The sequence below is a fragment of the Leptolyngbya sp. FACHB-261 genome, from assembly GCF_014696065.1.
Classification (GTDB): Bacteria; Cyanobacteriota; Cyanobacteriia; order FACHB-261; family FACHB-261; genus FACHB-261.
In genome coordinates, this window is the sequence record NZ_JACJPL010000027.1 from 20,338 (window position 1) to 46,931 (window position 26,594).

General features: G+C 52.5%; 23 protein-coding genes. 11 read left to right on the forward strand and 12 right to left on the reverse strand.

The features are described 5' to 3' along the window. Positions 1-234 precede the first annotated feature (234 nt). The 3 genes from H6F94_RS19835 to H6F94_RS19845 all read left to right on the forward strand — a co-directional run bounded on the left by H6F94_RS19835 (position 235) and on the right by H6F94_RS19845 (position 3,718). The gene (locus H6F94_RS19835) at positions 235-1,398 is read left to right on the forward strand and encodes an ankyrin repeat domain-containing protein (RefSeq protein WP_190803994.1); all 1,164 of its coding nucleotides are present in this window, start codon (positions 235-237) and stop codon (positions 1,396-1,398) included. Between the two features lie 449 nt (positions 1,399-1,847). Further along, positions 1,848-2,318 carry a phosphate-starvation-inducible PsiE family protein gene (locus H6F94_RS19840; RefSeq protein ID WP_190803995.1) on the forward strand — a complete coding sequence of 157 codons (471 nt, stop codon included), beginning with the start codon at positions 1,848-1,850 and terminating at the stop codon, positions 2,316-2,318. A 23-nt stretch (positions 2,319-2,341) separates the two neighbouring features. Continuing rightward, positions 2,342-3,718, forward strand: coding sequence for an ABC transporter substrate-binding protein (locus H6F94_RS19845; protein WP_313949337.1), 1,377 nt, complete (start codon positions 2,342-2,344; stop codon positions 3,716-3,718). Positions 3,719-3,782: 64 nt separating this feature from the next. Here the strand turns inward: H6F94_RS19845 and H6F94_RS19850 are convergent, their stop codons facing one another. Beyond that, positions 3,783-4,595: a phosphatidylglycerol lysyltransferase domain-containing protein gene (locus tag H6F94_RS19850; protein ID WP_190803996.1), complete on the reverse strand. Its 813-nt coding sequence runs from the start codon at positions 4,593-4,595 to the stop codon at positions 3,783-3,785. Between the two features lie 3 nt (positions 4,596-4,598). Then, the gene (locus H6F94_RS19855) at positions 4,599-5,342 is read right to left on the reverse strand and encodes a serine/threonine protein kinase (RefSeq protein WP_313949363.1); all 744 of its coding nucleotides are present in this window, start codon (positions 5,340-5,342) and stop codon (positions 4,599-4,601) included. A gap of 459 nt (positions 5,343-5,801) precedes the next feature. Between H6F94_RS19855 and H6F94_RS19860 the strand changes: the two genes are divergently transcribed. Then, positions 5,802-7,877, forward strand: coding sequence for a DNA polymerase III subunit gamma/tau (locus tag H6F94_RS19860; RefSeq protein ID WP_190803997.1), 2,076 nt, complete (start codon positions 5,802-5,804; stop codon positions 7,875-7,877). 42 nt (positions 7,878-7,919) lie between these two features. Here the strand turns inward: H6F94_RS19860 and H6F94_RS19865 are convergent, their stop codons facing one another. Beyond that, positions 7,920-8,312: a hypothetical protein gene (locus H6F94_RS19865; RefSeq protein ID WP_190803998.1), complete on the reverse strand. Its 393-nt coding sequence runs from the start codon at positions 8,310-8,312 to the stop codon at positions 7,920-7,922. 200 nt (positions 8,313-8,512) lie between these two features. Continuing rightward, on the reverse strand, positions 8,513-8,692 hold the full coding sequence (locus H6F94_RS19870; protein WP_190803999.1) for a hypothetical protein: 180 nt from the start codon (positions 8,690-8,692) through the stop codon (positions 8,513-8,515). A 522-nt stretch (positions 8,693-9,214) separates the two neighbouring features. Here H6F94_RS19870 and H6F94_RS19875 point away from each other — a divergent pair. After that, positions 9,215-11,665, forward strand: a complete 2,451-nt coding sequence (locus H6F94_RS19875; RefSeq protein WP_190804000.1) for an ATP-dependent Clp protease ATP-binding subunit — start codon at positions 9,215-9,217, stop codon at positions 11,663-11,665. 139 nt (positions 11,666-11,804) lie between these two features. Here the strand turns inward: H6F94_RS19875 and H6F94_RS19880 are convergent, their stop codons facing one another. From H6F94_RS19880 to H6F94_RS19905, 6 genes are all read right to left on the reverse strand, one after another. Then, complete coding sequence (locus tag H6F94_RS19880) at positions 11,805-13,763, reverse strand: hybrid sensor histidine kinase/response regulator (protein WP_190804001.1); 1,959 nt, start codon at positions 13,761-13,763, stop codon at positions 11,805-11,807. A 142-nt stretch (positions 13,764-13,905) separates the two neighbouring features. Beyond that, positions 13,906-15,690, reverse strand: coding sequence for an ATP-binding protein (locus tag H6F94_RS19885; protein ID WP_199320557.1), 1,785 nt, complete (start codon positions 15,688-15,690; stop codon positions 13,906-13,908). Continuing rightward, positions 15,678-16,721, reverse strand: coding sequence for a SpoIIE family protein phosphatase (locus tag H6F94_RS19890; RefSeq protein WP_199320558.1), 1,044 nt, complete (start codon positions 16,719-16,721; stop codon positions 15,678-15,680). Before H6F94_RS19890 ends, H6F94_RS19885 begins: the two co-directional genes overlap by 13 nt. Then, positions 16,712-17,122: an anti-sigma regulatory factor gene (locus H6F94_RS19895; RefSeq protein ID WP_313949338.1), complete on the reverse strand. Its 411-nt coding sequence runs from the start codon at positions 17,120-17,122 to the stop codon at positions 16,712-16,714. The genes H6F94_RS19890 and H6F94_RS19895 overlap by 10 nt, the downstream gene beginning before the upstream one ends. A gap of 5 nt (positions 17,123-17,127) precedes the next feature. Next, positions 17,128-17,490, reverse strand: a complete 363-nt coding sequence (locus tag H6F94_RS19900; protein ID WP_190804002.1) for an STAS domain-containing protein — start codon at positions 17,488-17,490, stop codon at positions 17,128-17,130. A gap of 14 nt (positions 17,491-17,504) precedes the next feature. Next, positions 17,505-18,341 carry an STAS domain-containing protein gene (locus tag H6F94_RS19905; RefSeq protein ID WP_199320559.1) on the reverse strand — a complete coding sequence of 279 codons (837 nt, stop codon included), beginning with the start codon at positions 18,339-18,341 and terminating at the stop codon, positions 17,505-17,507. A gap of 295 nt (positions 18,342-18,636) precedes the next feature. On the opposite strand from H6F94_RS19905, the gene H6F94_RS19910 reads away from it, so the two are divergent. Together H6F94_RS19910 and H6F94_RS19915 are read left to right on the forward strand one after the other, a co-directional pair. After that, positions 18,637-19,395, forward strand: coding sequence for an LmeA family phospholipid-binding protein (locus tag H6F94_RS19910; RefSeq protein ID WP_190804004.1), 759 nt, complete (start codon positions 18,637-18,639; stop codon positions 19,393-19,395). Positions 19,396-19,554: 159 nt separating this feature from the next. After that, positions 19,555-19,761, forward strand: a complete 207-nt coding sequence (locus H6F94_RS19915) for a hypothetical protein (RefSeq protein ID WP_190804005.1) — start codon at positions 19,555-19,557, stop codon at positions 19,759-19,761. Positions 19,762-20,078: 317 nt separating this feature from the next. Here H6F94_RS19915 and H6F94_RS19920 read toward each other — a convergent pair whose 3' ends face one another. Further along, positions 20,079-20,558, reverse strand: coding sequence for an orange carotenoid protein N-terminal domain-containing protein (locus H6F94_RS19920; protein WP_190804006.1), 480 nt, complete (start codon positions 20,556-20,558; stop codon positions 20,079-20,081). Between the two features lie 310 nt (positions 20,559-20,868). Then, positions 20,869-22,035 carry a CobW family GTP-binding protein gene (locus H6F94_RS19925; RefSeq protein ID WP_313949339.1) on the reverse strand — a complete coding sequence of 389 codons (1,167 nt, stop codon included), beginning with the start codon at positions 22,033-22,035 and terminating at the stop codon, positions 20,869-20,871. A gap of 424 nt (positions 22,036-22,459) precedes the next feature. Between H6F94_RS19925 and H6F94_RS19930 the strand changes: the two genes are divergently transcribed. The 4 genes from H6F94_RS19930 (at position 22,460) to H6F94_RS19945 (ending at position 26,590) form a co-directional block, all read left to right on the forward strand. Beyond that, positions 22,460-22,963: a hypothetical protein gene (locus H6F94_RS19930; RefSeq protein WP_190804007.1), complete on the forward strand. Its 504-nt coding sequence runs from the start codon at positions 22,460-22,462 to the stop codon at positions 22,961-22,963. Positions 22,964-23,303: 340 nt separating this feature from the next. After that, positions 23,304-24,209 carry an ABC transporter ATP-binding protein gene (locus H6F94_RS19935; protein ID WP_190804008.1) on the forward strand — a complete coding sequence of 302 codons (906 nt, stop codon included), beginning with the start codon at positions 23,304-23,306 and terminating at the stop codon, positions 24,207-24,209. Continuing rightward, positions 24,209-24,985, forward strand: coding sequence for an ABC transporter permease (locus H6F94_RS19940; protein ID WP_190804009.1), 777 nt, complete (start codon positions 24,209-24,211; stop codon positions 24,983-24,985). Before H6F94_RS19935 ends, H6F94_RS19940 begins: the two co-directional genes overlap by 1 nt. Before the next feature lie 207 nt (positions 24,986-25,192). Continuing rightward, entirely contained in the window at positions 25,193-26,590 is a 1,398-nt protein-coding gene (locus H6F94_RS19945) for an MATE family efflux transporter (RefSeq protein ID WP_190804010.1), read from the forward strand. The last annotated feature ends 4 nt before the right edge of the window (positions 26,591-26,594 follow it).

Consider the following 26,594-nt stretch of genomic DNA (forward strand, 5'->3'; position numbering starts at 1 on the left):
CAGGCATAGTCACATGTTCCCTTACGGAAAGCAAGTCTCCCCAACTACAATTGCACTGTTAAAAAAGTTAACAAAGAAGCTTGGGCCTGAATAAAATTTCTGAACAGGATTTCTGAATAGGGTTATAGATAAAGATAGGTTCAAACCTGACTCAGCCTCCTCAACAGTCAGGAGGGCAAAGCAGCTAGACAGCGCCTAGATTAGGTCAACCATCTATAGTTCAAGGCGTAGACGATGAAGCTCGTCGCCCCTGTGTTGTGGCTGGTTGCTAGTCTAGGAGCTACCACTGTGGCTGCCGCTGGTGTGCCCAGTTACCGCTCAGCCCTCTTAAGCCGCTTGGGGTTTCAGGCTGATCCTAGCCTCTGCCAAGACGCGGCTGGCATGGGCAATTACCTGAGCGTTGGTGGCAACCCCAATAGCTCGATTCAGGTCGGCATTGGTACCGCCGCAGGTAAAATGTCTTTGCTGCAATGTGCCAAGCCAGAAGTTGCAAAGTTGCTTCTGGCTCGGTCCGATTTGGATATTTACACAGCTTTATTTGAGGCAATTTCAACCTATAACAATCAAGCCAATGTTGAGAAGTTGCTCAAGCGCGGTGCCGATGTCAATCATCAGTTTCCAGACGGCAAAACACCGCTGCACCTTGTTAGCACAATAGGCATTGGTCAATTACTGGTTACCAATGGAGCCGAGATCAATGCTCTGGATCAAGAAGGGCAAACCCCCTTACACACTGCTGCCGCATACTCAACCAACCGCAATATCGTCAAACTACTCTTAGCCAAAGGTGCAACTGTAAACGCCAGAGATCGTCAGGGGAAAACCCCACTACACCTAGCAACCTCAAGTCCTCAGAATACAGAAACTGTCCGGCTGTTATTAGCCAACGGCGCGGAGGCAACTGCCAAAGATAAAGAAGGTAATACGCCCCTACACGGCGCATTCCGGCAAGATATCATTGCCTTACTGCTTGACAAGGGTGCGGACGCTCAGGCCAGGCGCAGAGATGGCAGAACACCGCTATCGCTGGCGGCGCAATATGCCTACCCAAATGCAGTCGAATTGTTGCTTTCACAGGGCGCAGATGTCAATGCTCAAGATGCCTACGGCATGACCCTGTTGCACTGGGCTGCTCGGGCTCCCAATCCCGGTGTGATCAAACTGCTGCTGGACAAAGGAGCCAATATCAATGCCCAGGATAAAAAAGGTAGAACGCCACTTCACACCGCAGCCGTTGCCAGTCCCTATAATACGCAAGAAGCGCTTGAATTACTGGTAAAAAATGGCGCTAATCTTCAGGCCAGAGACAAAGAGGGTAACACGCCAGCGCGTTTAGCTCGAAAGGCTAATTTCAGTGAGATTGTAAAATTTCTCAAGAACCACGGGGCACCCGAATGATTACACAAATCGGCATTGAATAGTACGCATAGCTTCCAGAGCGACAAATTAGCAACTTGACAATATCGGGATGGATTGGTTAGGCGGTACTCTCAGACTGAGCTACGCCGTGCCAGAGCCCAACCCTTGAGAAGTGCAGCTAGCCAGGCTGTCCACTCATCCGCACCCTGCGGTTGCAGATAGAAACAATACCAGTTGCATAATGTAAAGATCATGAGCACTATGAACTGCGTAAGTGCTTATCGATTTTCTATCTGAGTTCTAAATTGTGAGGTATAGTGCTGGCAGCCTGTCCACACGCACCTCTCAGAAGGATGACTACAGCACGGATGGTTCTCGTTCTCACATAATATTCTCTTTGATATTTGTCAACCGGCCTAACTTAGTTGGCCTGCTTCAGTTGGTCTACTTCTCAATTCTTGGTCAAAGGTAGCACTGGGTCGCGCAGCATGTCGTTAAAGCAGGGATTTAGTAGAAAATTGGCGCTTGCCTTTAGCGATGACAATTTTCTCAGCGTCATTAAGAAGATAGAGGGCTTTGTCTCTAAAGTTCTCTCCCTTGCGATGATTGCTGTGATTCTAGTTGCGATTTTTGACTTGATCTTATTGTTAGGTCAGGAACTATTTTCGCCCCCCTTAGGCTTCTTTAACCGCACTTTAATCGAGGTCTTCGGGCTTTTTCTGAATGTCCTAATTGCTCTTGAAATCTTAGAAAATATCACGGCCTATCTTCGTAAGCACGTCGTCCAGGTTGAACTCGTGGTTGTGACTTCTCTAACCGCAGTTGCGCGTAAGATTATCATTTTCGATTTCAGCAAAGCGACGGGAATCGACTTGATAGGTCTAGCGGTAGCGATTCTATCGCTTGCCGTCAGCTATTGGCTGCTACGCCGAACCAACGATAGGCATCAGGCCCACTAGAGGGACAATTCAGCTATTCGTGTGTGGCAGTTCAGTTGGGACTGGAATGCAGGCGACTTCGTCCCGACCTATGGCATCCTGAAATCCGTGCGCTCATTTCCCTGCCAGTTAACTTTATGGCCTCCTTGCCGTTCCTCGCTGCCCGTCGCCGTTTTCTCGTAAGTCTGTTGTGCTGTACCATTGCGCTGGCTGGATGCCGCTCCGGCTCAGCGGGTCAGCCCGGTAGCACCGGCAAGGCTGAGGTTGAATTTTGGACGATGCAACTCAAGCCAGATCTGGATCCCTACATGACTAAGGTGATTCAGGAGTTTGAAGCTCAAAATCCCAACGTTGAGGTCCGTTGGGTTGACGTACCTTGGGCCGATATGGAGCGCAAAATCCTGGCAGCAGTCGCAGCCGGTACAGCCCCCGATGTCGTGAATCTCAATCCGCCATTCGCAATCAAGTTGGCAGAGCGTAACACCTTACTCGATATGGATAAGGCGGTGCCTGGCGGCGAGAAAGCGCTCTACTTTCCCAACATCTGGAGTGCCAGTTCTCTAAACCAAAAGACCTTTGGCATTCCCTGGTATCTCTCCACCGCCGTCACAATCTACAACGCAGATCTGTTCAAGAAAGCGGGGCTTACCCGGCCGCCCACAACCTACGCCGAGTTAGCCACTACAGCCCGTCAGATTAAGGACAAGACGGGCAAATACGCGTTCATGCCTGCCTTCGATGGCGCTCAGATTTTAGAATCGCTGGTGCAGATGGGCGTAACCCTCACCGACGACCAAGGCCGTGCTGCTTTCAATACCCCAGCGGGTCGGGCGGCTTTTGAATACTGGGTTGCTCTCTACAAAAATGGGCTGATTCCCCGCGACTCCCTGACTGAAGGCCACCGCCGCGCCATCGAAATGTATCAGGCTGGTGAGCTAGCAATGCTGACTTCCGGTGCCCAGTTTTTGCGCATCGTGGCTCAGAACGCGCCTGATATTGCCAAAGTCTCGACCACTGCACCTGCGATTACGGGAGACACTGGGCTCAAAAATGTCAGCGTCATGAACATCGTGATTCCAGCCAGTTCTGACCAGCAGGACAGTGCCCTCAAATTTGCCCTATTCCTAACTAACGACGCCAACCAGCTTGAGTTCTCGCGGCAAGCCAATACGCTGCCCTCGACCGTCAAAGCAGCTCAAGACAAGTTCTTTACGCAGTTGCCAGGTGGGGCAGGCCCAATGGACCAGGCTCGTCTGGTCAGTGCCTCACAACTCAAAGCAGCGCGGGTACTAGTACCCCCAATCAAAGATCTGGCCCGCCTGGAAAAAACGGTTTACGACAATTTGCAGGCCGCAATGTTGGGGCAGAAAAGCGTTGATCAGGCCCTCAAAGATGCCGAGAGCCAGTGGAATGGTGGCTGAGCCCAGTACAGCCTAATAAAAAACAAGCCTAATCAGCTCAAGCCCTTGGCCTGCCTCCATCCGGCTAGGGCTGGATCAGATGCCGCTCGCGGCGACGATGGTCCACGAGGAGGCTAGTGCGTCGTAGCAACGGCTGGAGCACCAGAGCTGCCAAGGGCAGGCCAGTCAGCAACAGCGCAACCCCAACTTGGATGCTGAGATAACCGGGAGCAAGGCTAATCCCCAAGCCAATACCCAACAGAGCTGTTAGTAGGGCAATGCTAATGGCGAGAGCATGACTAAAGCCTCGCTCTACTAACTGCTCACCAACTAGTCCTAGACCTGCGCCTGTCAGGCCACCTATCACGGCTCCAGTTCCCGCGCCCATGGCTGTGAGGGTCCCTCCGACTGTGGATACACCTGTGACCAAGGCCAGCATCGCTGCTGCCGAGATGGCACCTAGACCAGCAACCACAGAGGTCGCTGCACCGACCTCAGCACCAGCTGTAGCCAGAGCCCCTGCAGCTGCGCCAAAGCTGACAGCAGCACTAGCTGCGACCGCCACGCCGAGTCCTGCGCCTGCCATCGCCACAGCAAGCGCTGTCACCCAAGCCATTGCCCCCGAACCGGTAAGCAGTAAGCCCCAGAACAGATAGGGAAGTTGCACTATTGGAACCGGAACCGGGGCAGTTTGCACTTTGAGCACGAGCGAGTGCGTTTCTAGTGCTGAGTTGGTATGCAACAGCAGTTTGCGAACATAGGTCTTGTCCGCCATCAGCTGGACCGTGTCCACAGTGATTGTGCATTCTGCTTGATCGCTCACAAACTGCGGCGGGTCAAAGGCGATCCAGGTGTGAGAGTCAGGGGTGTGGGGTGGGTCGCTGAAGTGGGGAGCCACCACCTAGGTTCCCGTCAGCACGCTTTTGGTTGGTGTGGGGTTGCTAATGGTTACTGTTTGACGCAGTTCTTCACCCAGTTTGGTCGCCCTAAATTCCAGGCAGGCCAAACTAATCTTGGCCTCTGGAAGGCGATAGGTGGAGAGCGGCTTAAGCGCTTCGAGGGCAGTGGTGGCGTCAGCATAGCGATCTTTAGGCCGGGGCTGTACCATTTTTTCCAGCCAATCTGCCCAACGGGGATTGAGTTTAGGCAGTAGAGATCGAAACTGGAAGCGATAGTTGTGATCGACTAAGTTGCCAACATCGACAGATTTAGTACGAGTGAGCAGACGAATGAGGGTGGCTCCCAAGCCATATAAATCTGAAGCCTCTGTCAGTTGACGATTGAGCAACTGCTCGGGTGGCATAAAACCCAAAGTGCCCTGAACCACACTACTCACAGCAACTTCACCATCACCGATACGGGCAAAGCCGAAATCAATTAGATAAACTCGAATCTGGTCATCCACCAAAATATTTTCAGGTTTAATATCGCGATGGACAATGACAGGAATACGGTTCTGTAGATAAACCAGAATTTCCAGGACTGCAATTGCAATCTGCTTAATCTCATCCGGGTCGAAGCTGCGTAAAACGGCTAGAGAAGGTGTATATTTGTATTCCTGAACCACACAAAACCCATCATCAGTGTGAAAGGAGTGCAGATAGCGGGGAATACCAGGATGGTTAAGGCCCCGAAGCACTTGAATCTCCCGTTCATAGGCGACATATCCAGACTAGTCGGAGTTGGATTTCACAAATTGAAATTGCTTGATCACAACGGATTCTTGTAGCTTCAGATCTTCAGCCAGGTAGGTTATGCGACCACCACCGCGGTTGTGACCTAGCTCCCTCTGAATGCGGTAGCCCTAGCTGGTGAAATCTGCGAGCTCGTTCATAATGCTCAAGCTGGAGATAATCAGGCTAAAAAGCAAATCCTGGTCATTTTAAAAGCTCCAAGTATTGCAAACCTGCCAAATTGTCAAAAGGTCAATTCTTGCTCTAGTAGAAAGCTGATTTACCAGGCTCGAATCAGCTTATCGGCTATCCTAAATTGCCGCAAATAGAGCCAAGTAACACAATCGCAGTGAGATCTGCGCCTCGATGACAAGACGCTCCGTAGTTTAGAATTGTCAGGGGCAGAGTCCTCCTCAATTGGCTAGGTATCGGTGAAGTTCGAACCGCTCCACCACAAATATCGCCCGCAGGTGTTTGCGGACTTGGTCGGGCAAGAGGCCATTACGACCACGCTCAGCAACGCCCTACGCACCCAGCGCATTGCTCCCGCTTATCTGTTTTGTGGCCCTCGAGGTACAGGCAAAACTAGCTCGGCCCGCATTCTGGCTCGCTCCCTCAATTGCCTGAGCAGCCAGGTTCCTACGACTGCTCCCTGTGGCACTTGTGAGCTATGCCGGGGGATTGCTGGCGGCTCAGCGTTAGATATTGTCGAAATTGATGCTGCCAGCAATACTGGCGTTGATAACATCCGTGAACTCATCGAACGAGCGCAATTCTCGCCCGTTCAGGCTCGTTACAAGGTCTACATCATTGACGAAGTTCATATGCTCAGCGTCGCAGCGTTTAATGCGTTGCTTAAGACGTTAGAAGAGCCCCCCGCGCAAGTCGTTTTTGTCCTAGCGACCACCGATCCGCAGCGAGTTTTGCCTACGATTATTTCTCGCTGTCAACGGTTCGATTTTCGCCGCATTCGTTTAGATGCGATGGTGGCACATTTAAGCCACATTGCCAGACTGGAGAAGATTGCAATTACAGACGAGGCCCTGCAACTGGTAGCGCAGGTAGCACAGGGGGGTCTGCGCGATGCTGAGAGCTTGCTAGACCAGTTGAGCTTGCTAGAAGGCGAGATCACGGCTGAAGCTGTGTGGGACTTAGTAGGTGCGGTGCCTGAGCGGGATCTATTGGCGCTTTTGCAGGCGATTGGCAGCGACCAACCAGAAGCCGTCCTGACCAGTGCCCGTCACTTGCTCGATCGAGGCCGAGAGCCATTAATTGTTCTGCAAAATCTCACCAGTTTCTACCGTGATCTGTTGATTGCCAAGACGGCTCCAGAACGTCGCGATTTAGTTGTGATCACGCCACCGACCTGGGAGCAACTGTGTGCCCATGCGGCTCCCCTCAGTACCAGCGCCATCCTGGCTAGCCAAAAGCATCTCAAAGACAGCGAACTCCAAATCAAAAACACAACTCAGCCGCGTCTGTGGCTAGAGGTGACCCTGCTGGGCTTGTTGCCCTCAGCGCTCAGCCCAGCTCTGGCAGATACTCCAGCGCCACAGGTCTTAACCGTACCCCGCGCCGCATCACTAGCCACTAGCCCCAGCCTCCAGCTTCCTGCCCCCAACTCCCAGTCCCAATCCCAATCCCAATCGGCAGTCCCCAATGCAGCCACAGCTCAGAACCCAGGTGTTCAAGCCCAACCTCAACCTCAAGCCCAACCCCACATAGAACTGCCGCCCGAGCGACTGCCGGATGAGGAAGAGGACTCACTGCCGCAGATAGCGGACCCCGTTCCTGTGCAGGTTCCCATGCAGCCCAAAGCGCAGGCAGATGCGCCATTGCCTCTAGCGGTCGACCCTGTGGCAGCAGAGATTAGGGAAGCGATCTCTGGCAACTTAGACCGTCATTGGCAAAACTTCCTAGGCCATCCCAAGCTCATGCGCTTTGTGAAAGGGCTGCTCTCTAAGGATGGTTACCTATCTGAGGTCTCAAGTACCAAGGCAATCGTCGGGGTTCCGCCTGGGCTGAACATTATCCTGTCCAAGCCGCAACACCTGGCAAACGTGCGGGAGGTGTTGAGTGCGGTTTTGGGCTATCCAATCGAGGTGAGGCTCACGATTGCACCTAAGCTTCACCGCCCAGAAAGCAACGTGACGGCTCTTGTCGAGCCTGCACCAGCTCCGGTTGTGCCTCGCGTGCCGCCCCCTTTCACTCGGTCACCTCAGCCAGGACCAATTGCCCCAAGCAATGGCAGCTCAGCTAGTGTTCTAAGCCCTTCCAGCTCTGCGCCTACCTCCCGATCAGAAGCACCTGGACAAGCTCCTATCGTTTCCCGTTCTGATGATCTTGATGAGGTTGCAGTGGCAGCCAAACGACTAGCCGAATTCTTCAACGGCGCAGTTGTGAATTTGGACAGTGATGAAGACAGCTTGCCCTGGTATCTGCAGACTTCTAAAACAGCCTCTGAGATTTATGCTGAGGACGAGGACGAAGACGATCTGCCCTTTTAAAAGCGGAGGTTTTCTGAAGTTTTAAGGCTTGAAGCGACAAGCTTAGAGCAACCACTCTTGAGCAATCACATAGGCGCGACAGTAGTAGTCGGCCAAGGTCGGCAGGTCCTGATCATCCATGTAATCGTCTACTAGCAGATACAAATAGTTAAGGGGGAGGCCAACGGCCTTGCAGTAGATATGAGCTTCCCAAGACAGCTGATAGAAGTCCTCAAACGAGCGATGCTTCACGGCAAAGAATACTAAAGCGGCAAACACCTGCTGCTCTTCGTCTGCCTCCTCCCACCAGTTTTGGGGCATGAAGGCTTCTTCCCACCAGTCGGGTCGATGATAGCCCTCAGGAGTTTTGGCTCCTGGACAGAATTCAACGCCTCGTTGCGTAATGCAATAAGGCGTCAAGTTAATCTTCTCTAAAACTTCTAGAGGGCCTTCCATGCTGTGAATTCCAAGATTAATTAGTAGCTTGTAGATGCATTGGTAAACGCACAAGCTAGTTGGGCATGCCCAGACTAGGCTCGTGGCTAATTCTGTAGCTGATAGTGTAGAAGCAACTGTAAGGGGTTCAAGTACAACCCGAGTTATGCAAGCTCTAAAGCTTTGCTCCGGACCCGAACTTTCGATACTGCCGCACTGGTTTAAGCCACACTCAATTCACAGGTCACGGTCTGTTTCTGGAAGCGAGTAGACTTGCTATCCCGCGCTTGCAACCCCTCTAGCCAGCCAATCCAGGAGAATAACGAGAACGCTTCATCGGGCAAATCTACACCCTGCCTACCATAGTGCCAGCCAACCATGTATGGGTCTTTCAGTGTCATGATGGGGGAACCTCGGTCTTTGGGGGATGGGACGGCGAACCCGGCCAGGTGCCGTCCCATAAACTTTACACTTCTTTACGAAATCTGAAAACTTTGTTTTTGGCTACTCCCCCAGGAGTAGTCTTTGAAGTTACCCTGAAGGTGATGGTGATAACACTAGGCTGAATTGAGCGCTGGGTCTGGAACGTCGCAAATCTCTTCAGGATGTCAGCTCAAAACATAGCCTCATACTAGTAAGTAATATTACTCACTAACTGCTTGCCGATCTTGTTGAAGAGGTACCAGAAGTTTCAACAAAGCACTAGGGGGACAGCTCGGCTTCCCGGTTACGGATCCCCTCACTGTTAAATCAAATTAACAAAGTTAAATTAGTAAACATGAAACCACAGGAAGTCGCTGTTCAGTGAAGGGTTGTGTGGTTTCGCTTGCCTCGTTGGTCCCTGGTTGGCTGCTACTTGAAACGACTCTCAACTCCAACCATTGCACAACTGGCGTTCCCCCCTCTAGTGAGAGGAATTTATAATGTTTGAACGCTTCACCGAACAATCTATCAAAGCAATCATGCTGGCCCAGGAGGAAGCTCGTCGCCTGGGGCATAACTTCGTCGGCACTGAGCAAATCCTGCTGGGTGTAATTGGCGAAGGAACCAGTGTGGCTGCCAAGGTTTTAAAAACGATGGGCGTTAACCTTAAAAACGCCCGCATTGAAGTTGAGAAGATTATTGGTCGGGGTTTTGGCTCTGTGCCACCTGAAATTCCGGTTACCCCAAGGGCCAAGCAAGTTCTGGAGTTGTCCGTCGCAGAAGCCAATCAGCTCGGGCAAGCAGCGGTCAGTCCCGAACACTTAGTTCTGGCTCTGATCCGCTCTGGTGAAGGCGTTGCCGTCAAGGTTTTGGAGAATCTGGGCGTTGATCCGGCCCAAGTTCGTACTGAGCTAGCTCAAGATCTAGACAGCAAACCCAAAGCGACAGCAGGCAGTCGTCAAGGCCGCAGCAAAACAGCAACTCTTGACGAGTTCAGTACTGATTTAGCGAAACAGGCGGCGGACGGCAAACTCGATCCTGTAGTTGGACGCCAAGCTGAAATTGAGCGGGTAATCCAAATTTTGGCTCGACGCACTAAGAACAATCCAGTGCTGGTTGGCGAACCCGGCGTAGGTAAAACCGCTATTGCTGAAGGCCTAGCTCAGCGCATTGTTGCTCGCGAAGTGCCTGACTTTTTGTTCGACAAGCGAGTGGTTAGCCTAGATATGGGCTCACTGGTTGCGGGCACTAAATTCCGGGGCGACTTTGAAGAGCGGCTCAAAGGCATCATGGCTGAGGTTCAAGCGGCTGGCAATGTCATTTTGGTCATCGACGAAGTGCATACCTTATTGGGTGCAGGTGCAGTCGAGGGCAGTATGGATGCAGCCAACATGCTTAAGCCGGCCCTGGCTCGGGGTGACTTCCAGTGCATTGGCGCTACCACTCTGGACGAGTACCGCAAGCATATCGAGCGTGATGCTGCTCTAGAGCGGCGTTTCCAACCCGTGACGGTAGGTGCACCCAATGTCGAGGACACCATTGCGATCCTCTACGGTCTGCGCGAGCGCTACGAGCAACACCACAAACTCAAGATCGCCGATGAAGCGATTGAGGCAGCAGCGCGGTTGTCTGACCGTTATATTGCCGACCGCTACTTACCCGACAAGGCCATTGACTTGATCGATGAGGCGGGTTCGCGAGTGCGGTTGCGGCACTCCCAGCCCTCACCTGAAGCCCGTCAGCTAGAGCTAGAGCTACGCCAAGTTCTGCGGCAGAAGGATGATGCCCTGCGGACTCAGGACTTCGACCAGGCAGGCCAATTGCGCGACCGCGAGTTAGCAATTCAGGCCGAGCTCAAGCAGATTGCCCAGAACAAACCGACTGAAACCCCGGTGGTTGATCCTGAGGACATTGCTCAGATTGTGGCGTCCTGGACTGGTGTTCCCGTGCAGAAGCTAACCGAATCTGAGTCAGAGAAACTCCTGCACATGGAGACCACGCTGCACGAGCGACTGATTGGTCAGCACGAGGCTGTACAAGCGGTTTCACGCGCCATTCGTCGGGCCCGTGTTGGCCTCAAGAATCCCAACCGTCCAATTGCCAGCTTCGTCTTCTCCGGTCCTACGGGTGTAGGTAAGACTGAGTTGGCCAAGTCCCTAGCTGCTTACTTCTTCGGCTCAGAAGAAGCTATGATCCGCCTGGATATGTCGGAGTTCATGGAGCGTCATACCGTTTCCAAGCTGATTGGCTCGCCCCCTGGCTATGTCGGGTACGACGAAGGTGGACAGCTCACCGAAGCAGTGCGGCGCAAGCCCTATACCGTGGTTCTGTTCGACGAAATCGAGAAGGCCCACCCCGACGTGTTCAATATGCTCCTGCAAATCTTGGAGGATGGTCGCCTGACCGATGCCAAGGGACGCACAGTGAGCTTTAAGAACACTCTGCTAATCATGACCTCGAACATTGGCTCGAAGGTGATCGAAAAAGGTGGCGGTGGTTTAGGCTTCGAGTTCGCCAGCCATGCCGGTGATGCCCAGTACAGCCGCATTCGCTCTCTGGTGAATGAAGAGCTGAAAGGCGCCTTCCGGCCTGAGTTCATCAACCGACTTGACGAGATTATCGTCTTCCGTCAGTTGACTCGTGAAGAAGTCACTCAAATCGCTGACATCATGCTGCAAGAAGTCTTTGGGCGTCTAGCAGAACAGGGCATGACCCTAGAGGTCAGCCAACGCTTCAAGGACCGCCTGGTTCAAGAAGGCTACAACCCCAGCTACGGTGCTCGCCCCTTGCGCCGAGCGATTATGCGCCTCCTAGAGGACAGCTTGGCTGAGGCGATGTTGACCGGTCGCATCCGGAGCGGAGACACCGCGCTCGTGGACGTGGATGACGACAATCAGATTGTTGTACATCCCACTGAGCAGCGAGAGTTGCTTCCCCTGGCAAGGGCCTAGCGCACCGCGTAAGTGCACGGCATAGCGCTCTAAAGCGCTAAACTTTGCCCCCCTGACATTGGCTTGTCAGGGGGGTTATTTCGTGGTCAGGTCACACACCTATTCAAGCCAGACTCATAGTCAGACTGAACAGATCAGGTCAGACCAAATTACGACCGACCAAGCGGGCAATCACCGCAGCTAGATTCAAGGGTTCGACTGGTTTAGAGACGTGCACTTGAAAGCCTGCTGAAATTGCTCTAGCACGATCTTCTTCGCGCGCGTGAGCCGTCAGGGCAGCAGCAGGAACGTTGCCCCCTCGCTCCAGGGGCAAGTCTCTCACCCGCTGAATCAAGCTGTAGCCGTCCTCATCTGGCATGCTGATGTCACTGAGCAACACATCTGGCTTGACCTGTTCAAGCTGCCGCAAGGCCTCATGCGCCGAAGCAACTGCCGTGACCTTAGCGCCCCACTGCTCTAGTGCTGTTGTGAGCAGCAGTCGGGCGTCTGCCTCATCGTCTACCACCAGAACCAGCACCCCATCCAGCACTGGCGCTTGCGACGAGGGGGGGGAGTAAGCACTGGGAACGGCTTGCCCAGCCTCTAGCAGAGGTAACTTTACAGTGAAGGCCGCTCCCTGTGACTCTCCACGGCTAGTGGCCTCCACAGTTCCACCCTGAAGCTCTACCAGGTGACGGACAATCGCCAGCCCTAGGCCAAGCCCTCCATGTAGGCGTGTCATCGTGCCATCTGCCTGACGGAAACGGTCGAACACATAGGGCAGAAAGTCGGAGCTGATGCCCTTGCCTGTGTCACTTACACAAATTTGTGCCTGAGGGCCAAGCTTGGTAAGGCTTACCTCGATCTGCCCACCCTCAGGCGTGAATTTGATCGCATTCGCCAACAGGTTCCAGACCACTTGTTGGAGACGGTCGGAGTCACCAAGAACTGAGCCAACCAAAGGCTCTAAGCTCGCCTCAAGACGAATGGCCTTAGCCTCAGCACTCGGGCGCACCGTATCCAGCGCTGCCTCGATTACCGTGACTAGATCGACAGGGCCAACTTGAAGGGAGAGCTTGCCGGTGATGATGCGCGAAACGTCGAGCAAATCCTCGATCAGCTTAGTTTGAGCGCGGGTATTGCGCTCGATTGTCTCTAAGGCGCGGACTGTAGTGGCCTCATCTAGCTTGCCCCGACGCAATAACTGCGTCCAGCCCAACATGGCATTGAGCGGCGAGCGCAACTCGTGGGACACCGTCGCCAGAAATTCGTCCTTGGCACGATTGGCAGCCTCAGCCTCTTTTCGGGCCTGTTCAGCGGCACTGCGAGCGGCCTGCTCCCGCTTCAGTAGCGCCGTCCGTTCTGCTTCTGCCAGCTTACGCTCAGTGATATCTGACCAGACATAAGCAACGCTAACCAGCTGAGCTTGGTCATCCAGCACCGGGTCAGCACTGACACGGAACCAACGCTCCCCCACCCGCAGCTCAACCCTTTGGCGTTGCTGAAGCTGATCAAAGGGAGGCAACACAGGAACCTCAATGGGCCCCAGCGTGTTTTGCACCAGCTTGTGATGCAGGCAACCTTGAATCTCGCTCAGAGGTTTGTTGAGCAACTGCGCCATTGCTCGGTTACAACGCAGAATCCGACCCTCTGCGTTGAGGAGACAGACACCATCTCCAATGGCATCGAAGGTGGTCTGCCATTCCCAAGCTAAAACCCGCGCTGACTCTTCTGCCTGCCGAATCCGTAGCAGGGCTCTAACCGTAGCCACCAGTTCTCGGGGTTCTACGGGTTGGGTTAAGTAGCTGTCTGCTCCCCCTTCCAAGCCCTGTACCTTGTCTTCACTCGAGGTCGAGCTAGCGGACAAATGCAGGACCGGGATCGAAGCGGTGGTCGGATTAACTTTGATGCTGCGGCAAACCTCGAAGCCGCTGATGTCGGGCAGGTTAATGTCAAGAATGACTAGGCTAGCCTGGACGGTTTTCAGTAGCTGTAGGGCTTCTGAGCCACTAGCAGCCTCTTGTACCGCAAACCCTGCTCTTTTGAGCACTCGAGTGACGGCGTAACGATTAGCAGCATCGTCGTCCACATTCAGAATGAGGGTTTGCAGCTCAGACATGCTCTGTATGACCAGGCACACCTGGTTCTAACCTACGTTTTGCTAGGGTTCCCGTAATACTAGCGTGTTTGTCTGGTAGCGCTCTTCTACGTGCGAGTCTGCGGTAGAAGCGACGGCAGAAAGCTAGAGCGTGGGGCTGGTCTTACACTGGGTCTTGAGCTGGGTTTTGGATCTGGGTTAGCTGCTGGAGCTTCTCGAGCAGCCAGGTGCGCTCGACTGGTTTGATACAAAAGGCATCCGCTCCCAAGGACAAAGCTTTGGCTTGGTTGTCAACTAAAGTTGCAACTAAGACAGGAATGCCTCGGGTCGCCTCGTTCTCCTTGAGTTCGCTCATAAAGCCCCAAGAGTTCTCACCCTGAAGCAGGATATCAAGAATCACCACAGCGGGCCGCAATCGCGGCAATAAAGCCCGAGCTTCTTTAAGGGTGGCAGCTGCGATGATTTGAAAGTCTGATCCTTGCAAGTATTTTTCGTACAGAAATAGCGTTTCACGATTGTCTTCAACAATCAGAACTGTAGCCCGGCCCTCATCCAAGGATTGCAGGATTTCTGGACGGTAATACACTTCAGCCAAACCTGCGTAGTGGCTGGGAATAGCAGCAAAAAAGCTAGAGCCCACCCCCAACTCACTCTTGACCCAAACCGTTCCGCCCAAAAGTTCCGCTAACCGGCGCGAGAGCGGTAGACCCAGACCAGTACCCTTCAGTTTGGCTTGAACAGGACTCTCGATTTGGGTGAATTCTTCAAAGATACGCCTCTGATCCTCAGGCTCAATGCCAATGCCAGTATCCGCCACCGCAAATACAATCATCTGGTCTGGACCTAAGGTTGCGCTAATTCTGATTTCGCCTTGCTCAGTAAACTTCAAGGCATTCGAGATAAAGTTTCTCAAGATCTGAGACACACGGCTTTCGTCCGTATAAAGCGCTGGTAAATCGCTTGGTTCTTCAAAAATCAGATTGATAGCTGCATTTTGACTGAGCAAGGGACGTAGCATGCCTCTCAGCACACTAAACAAATCAGCCACTTCAAATTCACTGGGGCGAATCGTGATCTTGCCTGCCTCAACTTTGGCTAAGTCCAAAAGGTCATTGACCAAATCAGACAATGACTGGGCCGACTGGCTAACGAAGGTAACTTGCTTCTCTTGTTCAGACGTCAGTTCACCATCGCTACGCTCCAGCAATAGCTGCGACAAACTCAGAATCGCGTTTAGGGGCGTGCGGAACTCATGACTCATATTGGAGAGGAAGTGAGACTTCAGCTCACTCGCCCGCTGCAAATAATCAGCTCGATCGTCTAATTCAGCGTAGAGGGCAACCACACCACGGTTGGTATCTTCCAGCTCGCGGTTGAGCTGAGCTAGCTCGGTCTGCTGCCGTTGTAGCTCCTCCAGCGTGTGCAAGAGCTCCCGGTTCTGCCGCTGGATCTCCTCCAAGGGGCTCTCTGGCGCACAACGAGCCAACGCCTCAGTGATACGGGCGAGTTGCTGCCTGCTGGGATAGGTCCCTGGTTGGGGCAAGGCTTTCCCGAAGCGCACAGTTGTCCCCTGGCCAGGCGCAGATTCAATCTGGAACTGATCCATTAACCGCTGAGTGCCGCTAATCCCTAAACCTGCCCCTGCCCCTACGCTTGCCGGAGAAGCAAAACGCCCCTCCAGAATTGCCTGCACATCAACAATACCAGGTCCTTGGTCTTGCACCGTGGTCACAAAGCTGGCTGGGGAGCCGTCCCGCACCTGAAACTCCACTTTGCCAGTGCCCGCATACTGGAAGGCATTGCGAGCGATCTCAGAGACAGCAGTCGCAATACGGGTTTGATCTTGAAGCGCGAACCCCAACAGTTGAGCGAGCTGACGCGCCCGCTGACGGGCCAGCACGACATCCTGTTCACAGCGCACCTTGAGCGTGAGAATCACAGGTTCCACGGTGCAAGCTCCTCATTAGCCATTGCTCGGGCTACCAGAACAGCTACATCATCGCGGCCCCGGCTGAAATCTCGATATAACACGCCAGCTACCAAGCTAGGGTGGCGAGCGACTAGGCCTACATAACGCTCGAGCTGCCAACGAGCGGTTAGCCCATCAGAATGCATCACTAAAAGTGCCCCTGCTGGCCAGGGATAGACGAATTCCTGAACCCTGTGCATCTCGTATCCTACGGTCCCGTGGTGGGAGACTAGACCGCAGTTTTTATGGGGTGAGAGGATTGTACCGGCAATATTGCCAACCCCCGCAAAGCGTACTACTCGCTCCTGCAGATCCACCTCAGCTACGGCGATAGCGGCACCCCGGGTGCTGCGCAATACCGGATGAGCGGCTTCCAGAAATGCCTTCGGGCTCAAGTCCGTCTGCTCGTGAAACAGCTTGACTGCGGCGGTAGCCGCTTGAGCTGCTGCTAAGCCATGCCCTAAGCCATCCACAACCAGGAACAGGCTACGACCTAAGCGGTGCTCCACTGCCCAAGCATCGCCGCTGCTCTCCTCACCGGCCATCGGCAAGCAGACCGCGCTACATTCTAAACCTGCCAACTGCTGTCCCAGTAATGGCTTGGGCCAGAACTGAGATAGCAGAGCCGTGCCAACTTGAGGGAGGGAATACCAATCAAAAAAAGTTGAGAGGCGATTGATTGCTCCCAAACCATTGCCCGAGGTTCCCACTGTGGAGAAGCCATCTTGCAAACACTCAGTGAGATCTCGCATGCCTGGCCCCCGGTCCAACGCTAAGAGTTCCAGACCCGTAGTCTTATCGCGGCTCAAGGGCTGCAAGAGCAATTCCCCATGAGTGGCAAACTTCACTAAATTCTGAGCCATCTCAGTTGCAACAATCGCCACTCTCTCCCGTTCAGTGGCATCGAAGCCCAGGCTGGTAGCCAGAGCCAGCGCTGTTCGCCGGGCAGCGCTAGTTTGGCTAGATTCCGTGATCGGCAGCGCAATCGTCTGGCTCATCATCACTTCCATTTTGTGATTGACACCCGCGTGCCTTTACCGGGCTTAGAGTCAATTTCAAACTCGCTCGCTAGCCGTCTAGCCCCCCCTAACCCCATGCCCATACCGTGGCCAGTGGTGTAACCGTCCTGTAGCGCTAACTCGACATTGGCAATGCCTGGTCCCTGATCGATGAAGGTCAGTCGCAGACCTCGTCGGGTCCCTTCTTCTAGGGTTTCTAGGTGTAGGCTACCGCCGCCGCCATGCTCTAGTGTGTTACGGGCTAACTCGCTGGCCGCTGTCACTATTTTAGTTTGGTCTACCAGCTTAAGCCCCAACTTCACTGTGCAAGCGCGCACAGTTTGGCGCACTAGAACAATGTCTGCAGTGGAGCGAATACTGATAGTCCCAGGCTCATACATGCTCGTCGACACGCTCTTTAGAGCGGCCCCAATGACGCCCGTAAGAGGGCTATTCCCTTTTCGACATTTAAGGCAGTTCGAACCCCAGTTAAGGAAAGACCTAACTCCACTAAGGTAATGGCAACAGCGGGCTGCATACCTACGACCACCGTTTGAGCATCCAGAACCCGTGACATCAGGGCAATGTTGCTTAAGATGCGGCCGATAAAGGAATCAACAATGTCCAGACTAGTAATATCAATCAGCACACCTCGGGCGCTAGCTTGGACAATTCGATCGGTTAAGTCATCCTGTAGCGTAGTTGCTAGTTGATCGTGCATGTCTACCTGGATGGTGACCAGGAGAAACTCGCCCATCTCAAGTATGGGAATCCGTTCCATGACATCCTCTCAGCTCAAGACTTAATCTGGGCACTACTCACCTTGAGCCCCAGACGCTGTAGGGCTAGCTCAAAGGCATCTGCCAGGGTGGCTTTGGTCACCACATCGGTCAAGTCAATCCCCAGATAAACGATGGTTTGAGCGATTTGAGGCCGGATTCCACTGAGAATGCACTCGGCTCCCATTAAGCGGGCTGCCGCGACTGTCTTAAGCAGATTTTGAGCGGTGAGTGTATCCACGGTGGGAACCCCTGTGATGTCAATAATCGCAACCTGGGAACCAGTCTCCACGATGGTCTGCAAGAGGGACTCCATCACGCTCTGAGTCCGCGTGCTATCTAGGGTGCCGATCACTGGCAGGGCTAAAACCCCATCCCATAGTTTTACGACTGGCGTTGAGAGTTCCAGCAACTCCTCCTGCTGACGACTGATAACTGCCTCACGCACCTTCTGATGAACTTCAGCAGCCCAAAGTCCGAACTGATCGAGAAGCTCATCGATAGCCCAAGTTTCAGCCAGTAAGGTCTCAGGGTTGGACTCTAATTCCTGATGCAAACGAGCAAGCAGAGGCTTCTTGAGAGAGAACACGAAAGCGATTGTCTCGGCGGACGTGCAGCCCTGTTGACTCCAGGTTCTCGAAATACTTTCTAACAAGGTACGAATACCCTGCCACTCGGCGGACTGAGGGTCAGGGTGATTGCTGCGACGCAAGGTCTCACGCAGCAGGGTGAGAAACTCTGTACATTGCTCCCGTATCTCTCCTACGGACATCAGATTACGCTGTCTGCGAACCGGTTGTTGCTGCAGCCAATCTGCTATGAGTTCTGCTTCGTACTGATCAAGAATCTTCAAGATCTCACTACTTTCACCGCTCAAGCTCCCCCCCCTCACCCGCCAACACAACAGGAACAACTTAGACGATACCGTGGAAGCCGCAAACTCAGTGCAGCGACTGAACACTATCACTATCAGGTTGAATCTCATCCTAGGAGCACTACCCGCCCTATGCTGGCCTGATCGAGTGCCTAGGCAATTCACCATCTATGGCACTGTTAAGTCGCTATTCGCTACCTCTATCATCCTGAGGATTCCAGGCCCAACCACTCTCGCTAAAGTGATTCTGGATACAAATTTTAGGATGGTTAGGGTGTCTCAAGATCAGCCAAAACCAGAGGAGCAAGCGATTAGCAAGGCTGTGGAGTTGGGCCTTGCCAATCAGCTAAACGACGCTGAGCACTTAGATGTCGAAGTCCGGACCGACCTGCTCAAGGCTGTCCAAGGACAAGTTGCCTCAGTGTCAATTAGTGGCGAAGGCTTGGTAACATCACAAGACCTACGCATAGAAAAAATAGACTTCCAAACTGGCGAAGTTGCCATTAACCCGCTCTCAGCACTGCTGGGCAAGCTGGAACTGCGACATGCAACGGCTGCTGTGGGTCACGTCGTTATAACGGAAGCAGACCTCAACCACGCTCTAAACTCTGCCTATCTACGCGAGCAGTTACAGAATTTCCCCCTCACCCTTCAAGACCAAGATCTAACTCTAGAAATAGAACAGGTCCAAATGCAGCTACTGGCGGAAAACCGCATGGCCGTTGAGGCCGCTGTTCGGCTTTGTGGGGCTGAGCAGTCTCACTTCTTGGCTTTCAAGGGTCTTCTAAAGTTAACGCCTCAGGGACAAAGTACCCAAGTCGAGCAGATTCAGTCCCTTAAGGGTCAGAATTTACCCCTGAATCTGACCGGAGCTCTACTGGACAAAATCGACGAATTGCTCAACCTGCGCACCATCCACTTAGACGACATGGTACTCAATCTTCACGCTATGACGGTCACTCAGGGCCAGCTCACCCTCGAAACCACAGCTTATATCAACCAACTCCCCTCCAACCTAAAACCTGAGCCTTAGGGACACAGATAGCGGTAGAGGTATAAAAACCAAGCAAGAGTTTAGTCTCACAAGCTACGTAGTAATACTGAGCAGAAATCGAACTCATTCAGTAGTTTTAGCACTGTGGTTTATCGTGCAGTGCTCTAAGCTAAGGACATACGAGTTCAAACCCCGCCTGTGTTCATCGCAATTGAATCAAAAGTAGAGCGTAATGCCAGCGACGCCAATCTCTTTGTCAAGGTGGCTCAGGCTGTAACCTATTTCATAAGCTCAAACAAATTAATTATGGCTTCCAGTCGAACGATTGAAGAGACATCTGAATCTACTGATGTTAGTGATGTCGACCAACGCAATCTTCAGGCGTGGCATTTGCTGAACAATTAAGTGGTAGGTTCCTGAACTCAATATAAGTATTCCTTAAGAAACTATCGCCCTTCTTTTCTAGTAGAAAAGAAGGGCGTTCTTCGTCAACTTCTGTCGTTAAGTGCTAGTTCTAGAACTGTAGAGACAGCAATTCAAGTTCAACAGTTTAACTAACTGTCTATCCTAGCCGTGTCCTCATTAGAAACAGCACTTGCAGAAGCTCCATTTTCAAAGCTAATTTTAGCCAAATAAAGACCGTGACTGCTCTCTACAGACACGGCACAACTTATCCTTTTTCCTAGCTCTTGCAGAACGTTAAGCGTTAGTGACTAACCTAGCTATATAACCCCCTCGCGAGGCTGAGTTCCCATTGGAAATACAGCCTTACGCACCAAAGCAATTTGTTCTTCAAAGTCTAGAGACTTGAAAGTATCGAATAGGTTCTGAGCCTCATCAGGTAACTTGTAATTAGCTGGCACTGGCACCACAGTCCCTTGCTCAATTTCTTGGCTGAGCCGATACCAGAATGCTAACTTAGCACTGGCACTGAAAGAACCATAGGTACGGCTAATTTGGTTGTCGGTGCGGTTTACAACATCCCGCTGGGCTTGAAGCTGTTCATCAGCAGATAACTGCTGCACTTGGTGGATCAAGGCATTAGCCAGATCCATCCCCGTATCAATAGCATTTCCTGGTCTTAGCTTGTCCTTAATATCGGTGTAGAAAAACCATAGTAGGGCTAGTTGATCATCTGCGTTGAGACGCTGAATGCTTTCTACAGTTGGGTCAAGGTTTTCAGAGGCATTGGTGAATGTCATAAAAAGCTCCAAAGTCAGGCCAAATTTCAAACGGGTTCAGCAGTTACATACCGTCTTAAATGACGCCAGCAACTACTGCTACCTGGTTAAAAAGTTAGTAGCGAACAGATGGGGCTGAACCTGACTCAAGACAGAGATGCTAAGCCATGCTAAGGAGAGACGTATTCGCTACTGACCTGCCTTAAAAGCTGAGACAACTGCCGAATCTCGAGCAAGTAACCAGAGCAAAAAATCAGCCGAAAAAGCGGGGCAGAAACTCCTGCCCCACTATCAATTAGCCAAGACTTGTCAACCTAACTGCGCTTGATTTCTAGCGCCCAAAGCCTTTAGCTTTGGGGCGAACAGGCGCAACCTCACTAATGCAAGCATTGAGCTGTTCGCGTAACGCATCGTGATCCAAGTTCTGACCAATTAAAACCAGCTGATTTTTCCTGGGTCCTTTCCATTCCGTGTCATCTAGCGAGAACCGCTTGCCACTGAGGTGAAAAACGTGGCGGTGAGGGCTTTCTGCAAACCAAAGAATCCCCTTAGCACGGAAGACACTATCTGGTAACTGTCGATCCAGAAAAGTCTGGAACTGCTTAACACCCAACGGCTTATCAGTCTCGAATGAGAGCGAGGTAAAACCATCATTCTCTAAGTGATTGGAATGGTGATGATGGTCATGATCGTCGTGATCGCAATGTCCGTGTTCATGGTCGCAGTGCGCGTGGTCATGGGCATGTTCGTGTTCGTGCCCATGGTCATGGTCGTGACCATGCTCCTCAGCCTGGCTGTTGGTCTGCGTATTAGCCTGGTCATCAAAATATTGATCTGACTGAAACAGCCCCACACTTAGGATGAGAGGCAGAGGAACTTCAGAGTTGGTGGTGCGCAAGATTCGCGCTCCTGGCTTCATTTCACGAACCCGCACTTCCAGCAGGTCGAGGTCTGCCTCATCCACGAGGTCTGCTTTGTTCAGTAGCAGGATATCGCCGTAGTTGATCTGACTCAGGGCCGCCTCACTATTGAACAAATCTAGGCTGAAGTTGGCCGCATCAACCACGGTCACAATCGAGTCCAACCGAGTCAGATCCCGCAGCTCAGTTCCTAAGAAAGTCATTGCCACCGGGAGTGGATCCGCTAGGCCTGTGGTTTCCACCACCAGATAATCTACGCGCTCCTCACGTTCAAGCACCTTATAGACCGCTTCTCGCAGGTCATTGTTGATCGTGCAGCAGACGCAGCCGTTGTTCAGCTCTACCATGTCATCGCCAGTTGTCACTAGCAGCTCGTTGTCGATGCCGATCTCACCAAACTCATTAACCAGCACAGCCGTCTTCAACCCCTCCTGGTTGGTGAGGATGTGGTTGAGCAGTGTTGTCTTACCACTGCCTAGGAAGCCAGTAATGATCGTGACCGGCAGGCCACTCTTGGGAGCCTCCATCTTGGAGACCACTGCTGTGGGGGCTGGGGTAGAGTTTGTGTCGGGTGCCATGGCTCGGACAGTTAAGTTGCTTTCTCTCTAGTATCTCCTGTTTCTGAGGTTTCTAAAGACCATCATCCGCAGCAGTACGGACTGAACCTAGCAAACCTCAGCCTTTGCTAGGACAACCAAGCGCAAAAGCACTGAATTCCAGCGTCTAAATCTCATACCTATAGCCTAATTTTTGCGGCCGTAATTTCAACATACTGTCTTGAATTCCGTAGAATTACGTGCAATTTGTCTGTCGTTTTTTAACCTTTCACCAAGTTTGAATTCGCCTCACAATACCAACATCATTATTCGCGAAAACAGGGGCGTAGCAGGGTCATCAATAATAATTCAATGAAGACAGCAAAAAACCGCTGACTTCGTTTTTAAGGCTGTGGTAGCAATGAATAACAAGCAAGTTTTAGCGCCACATTCGCTCCTAAAGATCATGAACAACCAACAGCCAGCCAATCAAACCAATTCTCTTCAAGATGTCCAAGATGTCGCAGTAGCTGCTGGCGTTGGAGCCGTTGCAGGTGCAGGACTTTCTACCATCACAGTCGGCAGTATCAGCCTTGTAACCGCGACCACAGCTGTTGGCTTAAGCATGACTCCTCTAGCCATCGCTGGCGCCGTTGTGGGGCTCAGTGTCTACGGTGCAAAGCAAGTCATGGCTGACTTGCAAAAAGGTAAGCTTTCTGGCTTAGGTGCAACCGCAGCAGGCGCTGTTAGTGGCGCTGGGGTATCAGCAACGGTCGGCGGAGTTTCCCTGGCAGCTGCAGGAATTGTAGTTAGCTACGGGGCCGCTTCAATAGTCTCCGCTGGCGCCGTCGTTGGCCTAGCAGGCTATGGCCTTAAAACAGTGTTTGATAAAGCGATGAAGCGTGACGGTAAGAGAACAGATGTGGCAGATGTGGTGGAACCTCAGCAATTTCAACGAGCAAATCAATAACTTTATAAGCTCTAGATATTGACGTAAGTTCTATAAATCTTGATAGTCATTGGAGCGAGAGACGTGGTGAACCACGTCTCTTTTTTGCTGGATTTTTCTTTTACTGACTTCTCTGCGGGATCCAGGCCGTGAGCCTGCCTTGCAAATGCTTACAAATGCCTAGTCAGGACTGAACAACTTAGTCGGGACTGAACCAATGGTGGGCTTGACGCTCCTGTAACCCCAATGTAGTATTTCAATACTACAAACCCGACGGCCTCAAACTCGGTGTCTGAGTTGGGTCAGAACAGGACCTCATGCCAAGCTGGAGTTATCGGGGTGGACAGGAGTTGAACGGTACATGCAACTAAGGGCTCACAGCTTATCAAAAAGATACGGCACGTCCGAGGTGGTGCGAGACATCAACCTCGTCCTAGAGCCAGGTCAAGTGCTGGGGTTGTTAGGACCCAACGGAGCCGGTAAAAGCACCACGTTGGGGATGCTGTATGGCATGGTCATCCCCAGCAGTGGGTTTGTGCGATTGGGCAATTGGGATGTGCAAACCCAAGGACCACAAGCACGGCAGCATATGGGCATTGTCACGCAGGACGACAACCTTGATCCGGATTTCAGTGTTCTGGACAATTTGATTTACTTCGCCCGCCACTACCGGCTGACTGGGCTACCTGCCCGACGCCGAGCGGCAGAGGTCTTGCATCTAGTGGGCTTGGAGGGGCGAGAACAAAGCCGCGTCGAGGAATTGTCTGGAGGCCTCAAGCGACGCCTGGTTCTGGCTAGAGCCCTGCTCAACCAACCGGAAATCGTGTTTCTCGATGAACCGACCACAGGGCTGGACCCAGATGCCCGGCAAGACTTTTGGAAACTGGTCACGCAACTCAAGCTATCAGGTTGCGGTTTACTGTTGACCACGCACTACATGGACGAGGCTGAACGCCTGTGCGATCACCTCATGCTCGTCCAACAGGGTGAAGTCGTGGACCAAGGAACACCACAAGAATTGATTGATCGCATTATTGGGCGTGAAGTGGTGGAAGTTGAGGGAGTTTCTATAGAACTCCTCAAACAGCTCGCAGAGGCAGCAGGCAGTTGGTCCCGGCCCTTCAGTAATGGTTATCTCATTGTGCTGCCAGAGAGAAATGCTCAAGCCTTGCTTAACCAGATTGATCAGGAGCAACCAACGCGCTTGAATCGTCGCCGGGCCAACTTAGAAGACGTTTTTTTACGACTCACAGGGGCACTACTGTAATGAAATGGTCCATTTCTCCCTGGGGAGTTTATTCAGTTTGGCGGCGACATGCCAAGGTTTATCAAAATACCTGGCTGGTCAATTTTCTGCCGCCAGTTTCTGAACCATTGCTGTATCTCATCGCCTTTGGCTACGGCCTGACGCCGATTGTCGGTAAGCTAAATTATCACGGTCAATCTTTGACCTATCTGCAATTTATTGCCCCTGGCATGATTGCGGTTGGGGTTTTATTTCAAGCCTTCTTTGAAGGTGCCTATGGCAGTTTTATTCGGCTCAACTTCCAACGAACTTGGCAGGCATTGCTGACGGCTCCACTGAGCTTTAGTGATGTCTTTGTGGGGGACTGGCTGTGGGCCGCAACGCGGGGCATGATTGCTGCTTTGATCACCGGTGTCGTAACGGTCCTGTTGGGGTTTTATCCTTGGTCAGGGCTGCTGGTTGCGCTGCCGTTGTTGATGCTGGGCGCACTTCTATTTAGCGCGATGGGATTGTTAACAGCAGGGTTGGTGCAAACTATTGACCAGGTTAATGTGCCGATTTTCATGCTGATTGTGCCCATGTTTACGCTGTGTGGCACCTATTTTCCTCGCGAAAATCTGCCCTGGGTATTGCGCACAATCGCATCCCTGCTGCCACTTTCACCAGTAGTCGATCTAATGCGTTGGCCCTACGGTCTGGCGTTGCTTTGGCCACTGCAAATTCTTTGGCTGTTAGTGTTGATGGTAGTTGCAGCATTCTTGGCCTGGCGACAGATTCGCCGCAAGCTGTTTAGCTGAACGCTCTGCACTTTCAGATCGGACTAGCTCAGGTAGATCAGGCTTTAGGTCAGCAGAATAATAAGTTCACCTCCTACCCTCTGGGAGCTAGAACTGGCCTCTCTCAGTGCCTCTCCCAATCAGTTTCTCAATAAGGCTTCCCAATACAGGTTGAGCCTGGCCTGATAATCTGTATTTCCTGTTTCAGCCTCGAAGTCGAGAATTTCTATGGGTCGTGCTATCTCAAAACTACAATTAACCGCTGAGGTGCAGGCCTGCCTCACACTCGCAGTTCCCTTGGTTGGAGCCAGACTGGCCGAAGTCGCCACAGGCTTCACGGACACAGTCATGATGGGATTGTTAGGCAGCGAGGTTTTGGCGGGGGGAGCTCTGGGCTCCATTGTCTTTACCTGGCTGCTGTATGCCTGTGTGGGTGTGACGACAGCCGTGACCCCTTTGGTAGCCGAGGCGCACGGGGCTCAGCAGCCAGCAGAGGTTGGTCGAGTGGCTTCCCAGTCTTTGTGGCTTCTGCTAGTTCTGGCGATTCCGGCCATCCTGCTGCTCTGGAACATGGGGCCAGTGCTACGGCTATTGGGTCAAGATGCCAAGATTGTGGCCTTGGCGGAAACCTATTTGCAGGCGATTGCCTGCGGCTTTTTGCCTGCAATTGCCTTTGCAATCTTGAGCAATATTGTGGCGGCCCTATCACGGCCTCAATCGATTCTGATCATCACAGTTGCTGGCGTGCTGCTTAATGTTGCCGCTAACTATGTCTTGATGTTTGGCAAATTCGGTTTGCCCGCCTTGGGTCTGGCAGGCATTGGTTGGGGCAGTACCCTGTCTTACTGGGCTATGTTTGCCACTCTAGCCATTTACGTGATGCGCCGACCAGACTTAAAAGCCTATGGCTTGTTTCAACATCTGCAACGGTTGCGGTGGCCGATGCTGCGCGAAATTCTGCGGTTGGGCTGGCCCAGCGGTGTAGTGACAGCGGCAGAAACAGGTCTGTTTACGATTACCGGTTTCTTTATGGGCTACTTGGGCACCGATGTCTTGGCGGCCCACCAAATTGCCCTGCAAACCGCAGCAGTGACGTTCATGGTTCCCAGCGGCATCGCTCGGGCTACAGCCGTACGAGTGAGTCAAACCTTAGGTGGCGGTGATGCCAGCCGCAGTCGTTTGGCAGGCTATGTTGCCTTGGGCATGGGCATAGCGTTTATGGGCTGTATGACCCTATTGTTCTGGCTTTGCCCTGCCAACATTGTTGGTCTGTATCTTGATATTGGCAATCCCGATAACTTTCAGGTCACGCAAATTGCGATTGCCCTACTCAGAGTGGGGGCAGTCTTTCAGATATTTGATGCGGTGCAAATCATTGCCACTGGCGCCTTACGAGGTCTGAAAGATACTCACATCCCCATGGTGATTGCCATCTTCACCTACTGGTGCGTGGGTCTTACTAGTGGTTACCTGCTAGGCATCCAATTCAACCTTGGCGGCGTTGGTTTCTGGTGGGGTTTAGTCCTTGGGCTTGCTTCAGCTGGAACCATTCTCACTTGGCGCTTCCATGCCCTGATCTCCCCCTTAGTCCGCCGCCAACAGTTGCTGGAAATGGGTAGCTACTAGCCTC